The organism is Pseudoalteromonas sp. 11L1 (assembly GCF_055397545.1).
In genome coordinates, this window is the sequence record NZ_AP041142.1 from 145,425 (window position 1) to 158,404 (window position 12,980).

The 12,980-nt window shown below is 38.8% G+C and carries 10 protein-coding genes; 4 read left to right on the forward strand and 6 right to left on the reverse strand.

Translation table 11 applies throughout. From position 1 onward, the window contains the following. Nucleotides 1–86 precede the first annotated feature (86 nt). Nucleotides 87–707 carry a TetR/AcrR family transcriptional regulator gene (locus ACZ5WS_RS16395; protein ID WP_464712001.1) on the forward strand — a complete coding sequence of 207 codons (621 nt, stop codon included), beginning with the start codon at nucleotides 87–89 and terminating at the stop codon, nucleotides 705–707. A gap of 315 nt (nucleotides 708–1,022) precedes the next feature. Beyond that, entirely contained in the window at nucleotides 1,023–2,651 is a 1,629-nt protein-coding gene (locus ACZ5WS_RS16400) for a diacylglycerol kinase family protein (RefSeq protein WP_464712003.1), read from the forward strand. A gap of 39 nt (nucleotides 2,652–2,690) precedes the next feature. On the opposite strand, the gene ACZ5WS_RS16405 is transcribed toward ACZ5WS_RS16400, so the two are convergent. Next, nucleotides 2,691–3,002, reverse strand: a complete 312-nt coding sequence (locus ACZ5WS_RS16405; protein ID WP_010389056.1) for a VF530 family protein — start codon at nucleotides 3,000–3,002, stop codon at nucleotides 2,691–2,693. Between the two features lie 97 nt (nucleotides 3,003–3,099). Beyond that, complete coding sequence (locus tag ACZ5WS_RS16410; RefSeq protein ID WP_198522701.1) at nucleotides 3,100–3,402, reverse strand: DUF1496 domain-containing protein; 303 nt, start codon at nucleotides 3,400–3,402, stop codon at nucleotides 3,100–3,102. A gap of 104 nt (nucleotides 3,403–3,506) precedes the next feature. On the opposite strand from ACZ5WS_RS16410, the gene ACZ5WS_RS16415 reads away from it, so the two are divergent. After that, nucleotides 3,507–3,740: a TIGR02647 family protein gene (locus ACZ5WS_RS16415; RefSeq protein WP_008464346.1), complete on the forward strand. Its 234-nt coding sequence runs from the start codon at nucleotides 3,507–3,509 to the stop codon at nucleotides 3,738–3,740. On the opposite strand, the gene maiA is transcribed toward ACZ5WS_RS16415, so the two are convergent. Both maiA and hmgA read right to left on the reverse strand, forming a co-directional pair. After that, nucleotides 3,737–4,366, reverse strand: coding sequence for a maleylacetoacetate isomerase (gene maiA / locus ACZ5WS_RS16420; protein WP_464712004.1), 630 nt, complete (start codon nucleotides 4,364–4,366; stop codon nucleotides 3,737–3,739). The genes ACZ5WS_RS16415 and maiA overlap by 4 nt on opposite strands. Nucleotides 4,367–4,373: 7 nt before the next feature. Beyond that, nucleotides 4,374–5,675, reverse strand: a complete 1,302-nt coding sequence (hmgA, locus tag ACZ5WS_RS16425; protein WP_464712006.1) for a homogentisate 1,2-dioxygenase — start codon at nucleotides 5,673–5,675, stop codon at nucleotides 4,374–4,376. 152 nt (nucleotides 5,676–5,827) lie between these two features. Here hmgA and ACZ5WS_RS16430 point away from each other — a divergent pair, with 152 nt between their 5' ends. After that, nucleotides 5,828–6,259, forward strand: coding sequence for a MarR family winged helix-turn-helix transcriptional regulator (locus ACZ5WS_RS16430; RefSeq protein ID WP_138606869.1), 432 nt, complete (start codon nucleotides 5,828–5,830; stop codon nucleotides 6,257–6,259). 48 nt (nucleotides 6,260–6,307) lie between these two features. On the opposite strand, the gene ACZ5WS_RS16435 is transcribed toward ACZ5WS_RS16430, so the two are convergent. Together ACZ5WS_RS16435 and ACZ5WS_RS16440 are read right to left on the reverse strand one after the other, a co-directional pair. Next, nucleotides 6,308–9,436 (reverse strand): TonB-dependent receptor, encoded by a 3,129-nt coding sequence (locus ACZ5WS_RS16435; RefSeq protein ID WP_464712008.1) that lies wholly within the window; start codon nucleotides 9,434–9,436, stop codon nucleotides 6,308–6,310. 325 nt (nucleotides 9,437–9,761) lie between these two features. Next, nucleotides 9,762–12,941, reverse strand: coding sequence for a TonB-dependent receptor (locus ACZ5WS_RS16440; RefSeq protein WP_464712010.1), 3,180 nt, complete (start codon nucleotides 12,939–12,941; stop codon nucleotides 9,762–9,764). Nucleotides 12,942–12,980 lie beyond the last annotated feature (39 nt).

Below are 12,980 nucleotides of genomic sequence, written 5' to 3' on the forward strand. Positions count from 1 at the left end.
GTAATACTGTTTAACGCTTATCTCTATATTTTTTAGGGATAAACGTTAAACATTTCGAGTCTAGTGACTCGATAATGGAGTGTCGAATGAATTCTAAAAATAAAAAACACCTTGATCCGGTGCAAGCACAAGCGCGTCGTGAACAGGTATTAACAGCTGCTGCGGATTGTTTTCGTCGCAAAGGCTACCATGGCGCCGGTATGGCTGAAATAGCAAGAACAGCAGGTATGAGTGCAGGCCATATTTATAACTATTTTGATAGTAAAGAAGCAATAATCGAGCGTATTATTGAAAAAGATATGGAAGAAATGTTTTCTATATTTCAAGAGTTTGAAGAACAACCCGGTGATATTTTAACGGTGTTACTTGATGGTCTACATCATGGCGTACAGCGTCATATGGACACCGGAGCCAGCGTTATTGACCTAGATATGATGGCGGAGGCTAGTAGAAATAAAAAAGTTGCTTTGCTACTACGTGATGCTGACACGCAAGCGCGTAACAGAATGCGGGATCTATTAGTGAGTGAAAGTAGCTTAATAAAATCACATCCTGAGCAAGAATTAGAAAGCCGTATTAATGTGATTTTCTCAGTGATGGCCGGATTGTTATTACGAAAAATGCTGTTTCCTGAGTTAACAGAAGAAACCGTGCTTATTGCACTACGTCCAGCAATGAAAACATTACTTATGCCATTTGATAATTAATACACTGAGTTATTAAGTTACTATGAATATTTGACCCTTACTATTGTAAAAAAGAAAGGGCTAGCCTTATATACAAATAGTTTATGGCCAATATCATAAATAAAGACTAGCATTGAGTTGCTAAAGCAGGAAAACAAAAATAAAGATATAGTTATCTATTATCAATAACTTAATCTTTTTTAGCTGGTTTTATGAGAGTTTGCGCTAAAGAGCTAAACACAGTAAATAAGAATAGTTGCTTTTTGGCGTGCTACTTGCAATCTTCGAGCTATATTAAAAGCGTTAATTTTGCGCTAACAACTTTAAGGAGAGCACATGTGGGCTGCAGTAAGTTATCTTGTAACAGCATTGGTATTTATAGTATTGGGATTAACGGTTAACTCCATTTACTTTGCAGTTGCGTTTTTTTGGACCGCACTTTCGCTACTATTAGTCAGCGGTGCTTATTTTTTTAACGCAGGGAAAGTATTTAGAAAACGCGAAAATGGCGTTATCCCTTTTTACATTCGCTGGGCCTTTGTGCCTTTTTTATTAGGTGCGCAAATTTATAATGCGTGGTCACGTAAGCGTGACAAAGTACCCCCTATTCAGCAAATAAACGATAACCTATTTTTAGCATGTCGTTTATTCCCATCGGATATAGACACATTGAAAGAAAATGGCATCACTGCTATTTTGGACGTTACCTGTGAATTTGATGGCCTTGAATGGACATCTACCCAAGAAAATATCGATTATTTAAATATTCCTGTTCTTGATCACAGTGTGCCTACACACTCACAGTTAAACCAAGCCATTAACTGGATACATCATCAAATTAAAAAAGACCGTCGTGTTGTGGTGCATTGTGCATTAGGGCGTGGACGCTCGGTGTTTGTTATGGCGGCATATTTATTGAGTCAAAATAAAGACGCGGATGTACATGATATTCTTGCACAAATAAAAGAAACACGTGAAACTGCCAATCTTAATAAACGCCAATTACGCCATTTAGTTAAGCGCCACCGTAAGGGGGAGCTACTGATAAAAAACAAAGCGTACTTAATTGCTAACCCGGTATCAGGTACTAAGTTGTGGTCTGAAAAAGAGCATTTAATTATTGCGCGTTTATCTGCGTATTACGATTTAACCATTTTAAAAACTACGCCAGAACAAAATGGCATTACATTGGCTAAACAGGCTATAGAAAGCAACCCCGATATTATTATTGCTTGTGGTGGTGATGGAACTGTAACTGAGGTTGCTAGTGTGTTGGTGGGTACGTCTTGTCGATTAGGAATAATACCACTGGGCACAGCAAATGCGCTCGCTCATGTATTAATGGGGATAAAATCTAAATTTATTCCTGTTGAGCAAGCATGTGATTTAATCATTGATGGTCAAGCTAACCTTATTGATACCGCGTACTGTAATGATGAGCTGATGCTATTATTAATTGGTATTGGCTTTGAGCATGCAATGATTGAAAAAGCAGATCGAGAGTCTAAAAATAAATCAGGTCAACTGGCTTATTTAAATGGTTTTTTACACTCATTTGGCGAAAATAAAGCGCAACAGCTGATAGTTAAATTAGATGATAATGAGCCTGAGACTATTAATACAAATAGTTTTATTGTGGCAAATGCTGCGCCATTTACTACGTTATTAGCACAAGGGGGCGGGCAACCCGATCACCGCGATGGGTTATTGGATGTAAATTGGTTAACGCCAAACAAAGATAATGAAACCACGGTATTAAGTATTGCTGAGCTGATGTTTAGCAGTATTACGCAAACGCATCTTGCTATTAACTCGCATTATACCAATGCAAAACGTGTAGAAATAAGCGCAGATGAAACGCTAAATTACGTGATTGATGGCGAGGTTAAATCTGCAGATAAAGTGGTGGTGAGCATTAACCCTGCGTCGCTAAATGTAATATGCCAAGAGCAAACACCTGATTAGAAAGGCGTATGTATTACGCCATTGCTATTTTTGAGCCTTTTATTTTTTAATAGAAGGCCATACAAAACCTGATGTATCAGGTTGTGAGGATTCTGACTGCTTAGTCGGTTTATTTCTAGGCTTACGTAACGGCTTGTTATTAATGGTATGGATATAAAGCGCTTCTACTTTATCTCTTGCCCAAGGCGTTTTACGTAAAAATTTTAAGCTTGATTTTATACTTGGCGAATCTGTAAAACATTTGATATTTACTTGTTCGCCCATTGCTTTGAAGCCTAAACGTTGTTCTAGTTCAACAAGGATTTGCTCTAAAGTTACCCCATGAAGCGGGTTTTTTGGTTGATTATTCATAGTCACACTGCTTTTTTAAACTGCATGTATTGTAACGTATCCCACCGCATCTTAATAGTTTGGAGATGGCTGGCAAATTTCAGATTGTTAATCTTGATTAATTTACAGTAATCGTAGAAGGCTTCTTGGGATAAATAAGGTTTCCTTGTTTATCGAGTTTTAGCCAAATTAACTGACTGTTGTTATGTTGGGGGTATTTAGCAGCACAAATAAGCGTAACAGAATGAACTTGCAGTATGGCACCTTCGCTATAGCGTTTATTATCATACCAGCACTCAGTGTTAGTGTTTATAAGCTGGGTAGCATCAACAATAGGAAGCGTTCTTGTTGTGTTAGCGTAGCTTAAAGCTGAAAAACACAAGCATAAAACAGCAATAATAAAAGTAAAATAATAACGCATGAATAACCTCAAGGTGTTTAAAATAACTACACTTAGCAAAAAAACATGCTAGGGTAAGTAAGACAACTTCAGTAAAACACAGAACAATAAAAAGGTGAACACATATGCTATTTAATCAAACGATGATTGACGAATTTACACTACTTGCCAAATTCCCACGCGAAAGCAAAATGCAGGGCATTAAACTCCATTCAGATGCTGAACCCGCTTTACTGAGTGCAGCACAACGTTTGTTTGATAAAGGCGTTATTGATAGCCCAGATGGCGGTTATTTAACTGATCTGGGCTTAGACTTAATTGAGCACGTCACTGTAATACACAGTGCGTTAAAAAGTTAGTTTGCGTCGGGTTGATTTTCTGGGGCTGCATCAATAAAGGCGGCCAATTCATTACAACGCTGATAAATGGCTGCTATTTTAGGGTAGGCAGCCATATCTACTTTAAAGCGAATGGCATTAAATACCTGTGGCACTAAACATACATCGGCTAAGCTTGGCGAGTCGCCTGCGCAAAATGTATTTTTGCTATCGAGCATTTGTTCTATTTTTTCAAAACCAACTTCAACCCAGTGTCGGTACCACTTATTTTTTGCTTCATCATCAACATTAAGTTCACTACTTAAATATTTAAGCACTCGCAAATTATCAATAGGATGGATATCACAGGCAATTGCATAACTTAAATTGCGAATGTGTGCTTTTTGCCAAGCATTACCTTGCAGTAATGGTGTTTCAGGGTATTGCTCTTCAAGGTACTCTAAAATTGCTAGAGATTGACCTAATACGCCGTCTTCTGTTTCTAAAGCCGGTAACAGTCCTTGTAGGTTTTTTTGTAAGTAATCTGCGCTTTGCTGCTCTGATTTTAATAAGTTAACAGGCACTAATTGATGATCAATACTTTTTAGATTTAATGCGATGCGCACGCGATACGCTGCAGATGAGCGAAAATAAGTATAAAGCTTCATAATCTGATTATCCTTGATTGCCATTAAAGTGTTTTTTGATTGTGCGCCAGCAGTCAGTGTAATTAGCTTGGCGCTCTTTACCTTCTAATGCGTATTTAGTCGGCGATATTACATAACGTGACTCAAACATAAACGCCAACGTATTATCGTAGCGTTGTGGTTCTAAATCGGCGTTTGACGCTTTTTCAAATACGTCAGCTTCAGGGCCATGTGGCGACATACAATTATGTAGGCTCATCCCTCCTGGCACAAAGCCATGCTCTTTTGCATCATAAACTCCCTCAATTAAACCCATAAATTCACTCATAATATTGCGGTGATAATAAGGTGGGCGGAAGGTGTTTTCAGCCACCATCCAACGCGGTGGGAAAATAGCAAAATCGATATTCGCAACGCCCTCAGTACCCGATGGTGAAGTTAGTACGGTAAAGATTGAAGGGTCGGGATGATCAAAGCTAACGGTATTCATGACATTAAAGCGAGCCAAATCGTATTTGTAAGGCGCACTGTTGCCTGTCCAAGCAACAACATCCAGAGGTGAATGACCAATATCACAACGGAACATATTGCCATTAAATTTAGCAATTAGTTCGAAATCACCTTCAATATCTTCAAAAGCCGCTACTGGATAGTGAAAGTCACGATCATTCGCATAACCGTTGGCGCCCACAGGGCCGCGCTCAGCAAGGACATAGGCATGGCCGTAGTTTTCACAAATATAGCCACGCGCAGTATCGGTTAGTAACATTACTTGAAATTTAATACCACGCGGAATAACGGCAATTTCGCCTGCTTTAATAGTTAAATGCCCAAGTTCTGTTTTAAGTAGTAGTTCACCTTGTTGCGGTACAAATAACATTTCGCCATCGGCGTTATAAAAAAAGCGCTTGTCCATTGATTTATTGGCAACATAAACATGAATACCAATACCGGCTTGCCCATTGGCGCTGCCATTTGCAGCCATAGTGATTAAGCCATCGATAAAGTCAATGGGTTCTGCTGGTATATCAATGGGATCCCAACGCAGCATGGTTGGTGGAGTCGGTACTTCAGTAATGGGAGCGGTTCTAATTAAGCCATTGTCTATGGCTGTATAATCGCCCTGCACAACCGATGGGCGAATACGATACATCCAAGTGCGGCGGTTATCGGCCCGAGGAGCGGTAAATGCAGTGGTACTGAATTGCTCTGCGTATAAATCATATTTTACTTTTTGCGGACTGAATTGCCCAATCGGTAATGCACCAGGCAGCGCTTCGGTTTCAAATTCATTGCCAAAGCCGGTCATGTAGTTTAATTGTGTCGCCATTACTGACTCCTGTAAAAATGGGGGAGTGTTATATTTTTGTTATTTACGCTAAGATACTCTCAAGTGAGACTAATATCAAATGCACTGATTACGACCGTTGTAAATAAAAGTGAACAGATAAAAGTCGTATGTAAATAAACAAGTGATTTAACATGAAAATAGATTTAACGACATTTTTGCCCTATCAATTAACACACTTAGCAACTCAGGTAAGTAATGATTTCTCGAGCATTTATAAAAAAGAGTTTGATTTAACAATTCCTCAGTGGCGAATAATGGCTAATTTAGCGCAATTAGGTCAAAGCACAGCAAAGCAGTTATGTACTCAAGCGGATATGGATAAGTCGACAGTATCAAGAGCGGTAAAAGCGCTAATAGATGAAGGGCTTATTTATAGCGAGTTAAATAAGCATGATAAGCGCGCTGCATTTTTGATGTTAAGTGATAAGGGTATGGCTTTGTATAAAAAAATAACACCACAAGCATTGCAATGGGAACAAGCATTATTAAGCTGCCTGTCAGATGATGAACAACGCCAGTTAATCGCTATTTTTGATAAATTAAAAAATAAATTACAGGCATAAAAAAGCCCACAAAGTGGGCTTTTAAATAGACTAATTTAATTAATCAAATTAGAACGTGTAACGAACACCTACACGCATTTCCCATAAAGAGGCATCGCGTTGTACAGATTGTTCAGCACTACGAGCACTAAAGTTTGAGTAAACGTATTGACCTTGGTCATTAATATTTACTTCAACCATCTTATTACCCACGAAAGAACCTTTTCTTAATACACCCCAGTCATCGTTTAACATATTCGTTAAGTTATCGATTACGAAGAATGCTTCACCTTTATGGCCATCCATAAAGCCAGGTACTTCTTGAGTGATTTTAAAGTTAAATTTAACGAACCAATCAGAGTTCTGTTGGTTACGACCAGTGATTTCACCACGTTTAAGACCTTCAGATGCGATAAAGTCGTTAAACTCATTGATTTCATCAGCACTCATGTTGTAAACAACATTAGGATCGTTTTCAAGCGGTACATACAATAATTGACGTGCGCCATTTGAATTGTCGTCACCAAATTGAATATCACCCGCACCCGTGTCGCGATTACTCTTGTAGGTAAAGCTATATGGTAAACCTTTATATGCTTCACCAAATAGGTTGAAGCGAGTGTTATAACCATCAAAGAACTCGTGCTTGTAACCTAGGTTTAATGTAAAGCGATGTGGGATTTCGTAATCAGATGATGCTACTCCAGGGTTACCTGGGTTTGATGTTGCCAAGTTACCGTAGTTTGAGCTGGCCACAGAGCTAGTCATTGGGTTTACATCATCAGCATCAGTGTAAGCGTACGAGAATTGCATACTTACGCCATTATCAAACGCTTTACTTACTGCAGCTGAAATAATTGATGATGAACCGCTATCACCGTTAACATTTGTCAATAATAGCTCGCCATCACGACCTTCAATTGATTCATATAGAGGACGGCCATCAAAGCTTACTTCACCAGTAGGGCGAAGTGCGATATCTTGCAATGTTGCAGCGTCGCGCTTATCAGTGTAAAGGTAATCTAAAGCAATTACATAATCGTTTTCAGTAGTGTACGTTGCACCTAATGAATATTTCCATTCTGATGGAATTTCAAAGTTAGGATCAACAGCATTCACTGTACCGTCACCTGAACCGATAGGCGTGTTAGCGACTTTATCAAACTGAGATTTTGGAATATCAAAACCTGGGCCCGCACCCGTAACAGTAACATTTTCAGGAGCGAATAAATCTACACTACCAAATTGATGAGCACTGATATTGGTAATACCATCATTTGAGTAAGAGTTAGATAGCCATACATTTGGATTACCGCCTGAGAACAAGCCAACCCCTGCACGCACTTCTAGTTCATCCGTTGCAAACCACTCAAAGCCTACACGTGGTTGAATTAAATCAATTCCGTCAAACGTTGACTGGTTACTAAAACCGTAGCGATCAGTAAAGTTTTGGTTGAAAGTAGGCTTATCATCGCTTGAATAACTATCGTAACGCAGACCAAATGTTAATGATGCATCGATATCTGAAAAGCTGTATTCATCTTGTACATAGAATGTATTTTGTGAATAAGCGAAGTTAGCAGCTGCATCTGTTGGATCGTTTGTGCCTGCGGCATTATTGTAAAATACTGCGCTGGCTATGCCTTGCTCATACGCATCGATTGATGCAAAGCGCCATTCACCTTCTGTGTGTTGTACGAATTGGTTAAATACTTCTAACTTTTCGTACTCAAAACCAGCGGTAATAGTGTGCTGATCAAGGTAGTAAGTACCTGAAAATTTAGCTGTAGTAGTGTCGTAGTTTAAATCATTTGATTGACGAGAATCATCAGGACCTACATATACTGTAGCGTCATCAGTGCTGATTTGGAATTCACCAAAACCACTTGCTGCGTCTAAAGATTGAACACGTGCGTCAAGCTCTGATTTACCTAAACGAACTTCAGTTGAGAAATCGTCATTCCAATCAGAGTATAGTGATGCAACGATTGAAGTAAACTCAGCACCTTGCTCATAAAAGTGGCTGTCAAATGCGAGCTCATCACCATCAGCATCTGATTGCGATAAGGTAAAGCCATCATTGTAGTTATAGATCAGGTTAGCACGATGATCATCATTGATGTTCCAGTCTAACTTCACTAAGATTTTTTCATCTTCTACCGGTGAGCTTGCTGGTGTTGCACCGGCTTCGTAACCATAAACATCACGTGTAATTTGTTTAATACGCTCGATGTCAGCTGACGATACTAACGATGAATAGTTAAACTGTTTAACACCTTCAAGTTTTTCGTAAGAAGTGAACAAGAAAAGTGTATCATTGATTAGCGGTAAACCAACGTTAAAGCCATAACGTTTTTCACTGTAATCACCGTTATCAACGTCATCACCTTCAATCTTATCGCCTTTCATTGAATCGTTAGTGTAATCGTAGAATACACCACCGTGAATGTCGTTGCCGCCAGATTTAGTAACCGCATTAATGTTACATGATGTGAAACCACCATATTGAACATCAAATGGTGCTAATTCTACTGCTACTTGCTCGATTGAATCAAAAGAGAACGGAGCGCGAATAGTAGGATAACCGTTTGAGCTTAAGCCAAAGTTATCGTTCATGCGAACGCCATCAAGGGTTAAGCTGTTAAAGCGTGGGTTACCACCACCACAGTTGATTGAACCACGGCTATCATCAATAGCAACACGAGGGTCAATACGAATAATATCTTTTAAATCACGGTTAATAGCTGGTTGATTTTCAAGATCGCTTAACGTGAATGTTGAAGCAGGACCCGTACCACCAGACATAGTGCTGATTGGTCGGCCAGTTACTACAATTTGCTCAATATCAGAGATATTTTCAAGTGAAGTATTAACAGGGTAGTCGCTACCAATGTTCAAGATAATATTATTGAACTCTTGATCTGCATAAGTGTCTGAGTCTACAACTACTTTATATGGACCACCAACACGAAGGCCTTTAGCAGTAAAGTAACCAGCGTCGTTAGTCTCAGTTGTTTTAACTGAGCCTGAAGGAACGTGTAGGATAGTAATTTTAGTTCCTGCAGCAGGGTTACCGTTAGGACCTTTTATTTGACCTTTAATTGCTGAGGTTGTTTCGTTTGCAATTGCAGCACCACTCACACCAACACATGCTGCTATAGCAAGTGATAGAGCCGTTTTGCGAAGTTGAATTTTCATTTTATTTTCCCGTGTAGTTAAATAAACTTTTAATAGCTTTTTTATTTTAATTTTGGATTAGGAAGCTGAGTAACACACCTAGCCCAAAATGTTTACATAGTGTACCTCATTTGATTGTTACAAATAAAATACAACTGTAACTTTTTTATTATAAAACACTTTTCGTGTGAACTTTAGCGTTTTATTAATGTTTCAATATTTTGCTGTGAGATAGTAAGTAGTTTTTATGACAAACAGATGAAAAGTGACTTTTTCAAAAAAAAAGCCATTACATAAATGTAATGGCTTTTTAATATTTATAAGCTTTTGCGGGGTAAGTTATAGATTAAAACTTATAGCTAACACCGATTTTAGCTTGCCAAGCAGATGAGCTACTAATTCGCGAGTAGTTCCTTACATCAGCGCCGCCATAGGTATTATCAAGTTTATATCTACCTTGGTCGTCAAGCCCACCAAAATCATAAATTGTTTGATTTGAATAGCTTAGACTTTTCTCGATGCCCCAGTCACTATTTAAAAGGTTAGCGAAGTTATCAATCATAAAGTACACCTCACCACTATGACCTTGAGCAAAACCAGGAATTTCCTGCTTTATACTTACATCCATGGTTGTAACCCATGGTTGTGTAGCTGTGTTTTTAGCTAAAATACCGCCACGTTGAGAAATACCAGCACTTTGCAGTAGAGGCTCTAACTCAGCCCAAGAAATTTTTGACTCGCCCCAGTTTACATTTGGATCGTCAGCACCGGTTGGTATGTAAGGTAAGTAAGCACCGTTTGTAAACAGTGAACTAGTATCCCCTAAATCACCATCTTTATACATTCCCATTGTGTAGCTGAATGGGCGTCCAGAGCGACGTTCAAAGTAGACGTTAAATTTAGTTGCATAACCACTAAACAACTCAGCGGTATAACCTAGGTTAACTTTAAAGCTATGCTCTATTTCATAAAACCCGCGAGCAGCAATATCTTCATTGCGGTTTACAGTGATATTGTGTTTATAGTTACCTTCTGCCTGTGATGCCGAACCTGCTGAAGACTCTTTAACATCTTGATGCGCATAACTTGCAGAAATAAATAAACCATTATCCCACTCTTTGGCAATACCCGTTGATAAGATGATTGAGCGACCATCATCAGATGAGTTCGTCATTTCAATATCAACGTTATCAGTAAGTGAACCTGAATATATAGTTTGATTAATCACGCGTTCACCATCAGCAGCTAAGCCAACAGGTGTAATTGAAGAATTGTGCCATACGGCTTCATTTTCTTTTTTATGGTACGCGATTTCGGCTTGCCATTTAAAGCCGTCACCGAATAGCTCAGAGTCAAAATCATACTCAAAACCAACTTGGGTACGAATACTTGAAGGAAGTTTAAAATCTGGGTCTATATATGCAACACTACCAGCGCCTTGCTGCAAAGAGTTTTTAATTTCATCAGGCACTTGGGTAATATCAGCAGTGTTATTAGCGTAGTAATCATTTATTACATCATTAGGTGCCGATACAAGCGTGATGCCATCACTTTGGAATGAGTTATTATACCAAACATTAGGAATGCCGCCTTGGAAACGACCGATACCACCGCTAATTGTAAGCGCTTCTGTCGCATAATATTTAAAGCCAATACGCGGTAAAATGATATCTAAGCCGTCAAGATTTTCTTGATTGGTGAACCCATAAGTATTGGCAAAATTTTCGTTTAGAGTAGGTTTGTCATCTGATGATAAACGTTCATAACGAACACCCGCAGTAACCTCTAAGTCATCACCAACATAGAAAGTATCTTCAATGTAAAGTGCAAGTTGATTACGTCTTACATCATAAGCGGTATCAGCCGAATTATTCGTGTAGGCATTTTGATAAGAGAAATCATAAAAGCCTACATTGCGGTTCGCAAAGTCTTCTAAGCTATCAAACTTCCATGAGCCCAATGAGTTTTGAGCAAATAAATTGTATAAACGAAGTGACTCGTACTGAGCTCCAAAATTTATTTCATGCTCATCAGTTAAGTAAGTAGCATCGAATGTTAATGTTAAATTTTGTGTTTCAGAGCGATTTGCATGGCGGTATTGATCTGTACCAAAGCTGTAAGATGGGCCATTACGTCCATCTTCGTCTACCGATATACTTCCTAATTTAGAACGTGTCGCGCTGTCTGAAATGACATCTTTATAAGAAATACCAATTTCAGTTGAAAAGTCTTCAGTCCAATCTGAGTAGAGTTTAGTGGCAAAATTATTGAACTTAGTAACATACGCATAAGTATTTGACTGAAGAACGATGTTATCACCACCGTAGCTTGAATTACGCTCATCTTGATCGTCTTGCCATTGGTAAGTAAAATCTAGGCGATGATCATCACTTGCATTCCAGCTAAGCTTAACTAATAAGTTTTTATTTGTATCTTCTGGAGCACCCGCTAGTGAATCAGTGAGTCCGTACTCATCATTTAAGATTGAAATGAAACGGTTGTAATTAGCTTCAGTGGTATTAAATTCATTTGCAGCACCTGATCCGCTAAAACCATAATCAAGATCCGATTCACTTGACCATTCTGCATAGTTTACAAAATAAAACAGCTCATCTTCTATTAGTGCTCCACCAACATTAAAGCCAAACCTTTCTTCTGTTTGAATAGGCTCTACTTTATTAGTAGAAAAAGTTTTTTGACCAATCGCATCTAGGTCATCTTCTTCAACGATATTAAGAAGATCTCCTGATATATCAGGGGTAGATATTTCATAAAAGCCAGAAAATTTAAACTCATTTGTACCAGACTTTGTTACCGCATTAATAGTACCGCCACCAAAGTTTCCTTTAGAAGCCGAAAAAGGCGAAACATCTACAGATACTTGTTCAATCGCATCTAGTGCTACAGGGGGTTGTGAGGTTGGGTAGCCACCAAAATTTAAACCAAAGTCATCATTTTGGCCAATGCCATCTACAGTTAAACCATTCGTGCGTGGGTTACTACCGGCAAAAGTTAGTTGACCGCTACCATTAATACTTGCAAGTGGGTTTAAACGCGCAATGTCTTTAATGTCACGATTAAAGCTAGGCATGTTATTAATGGTATCTTCACCAAACGTACTGCTAGAACCACCTGATTGTTGGATGATTTTATATCCAGAGACTTCAATCTTTTCAATATTTAGTGGTGCTAATTGCGACTTCAAGCGATAAGTTTCACCAAGGTTTAAAAAGATGTTTTCAACGGTGGTGTCGTTAAATGTATCAGAGTCGATAATCACCATGTATGGTCCACCAACACGTAAACCATTGGCTATAAAAGTACCACTTTCATTGGTTGTTAACTCACTGATTGTGCCAGTAGGTTGATGAACAACCTTAATTTTAACGTTTGCAGCGTTCGCACCTGAAGGTGTGGTGATTTTACCACGCATTGCAGATGAAGTGTCAGCAGCCATAGCGCTTGTTGAAACTCCTAGAGCAAGAATTACTGCCCCAGTTAATTTCGAAAGGCGAAGCTTTGTCATAGTGTTGATTTCCCGTTTAGGTTATTTAAGTTAGAAACT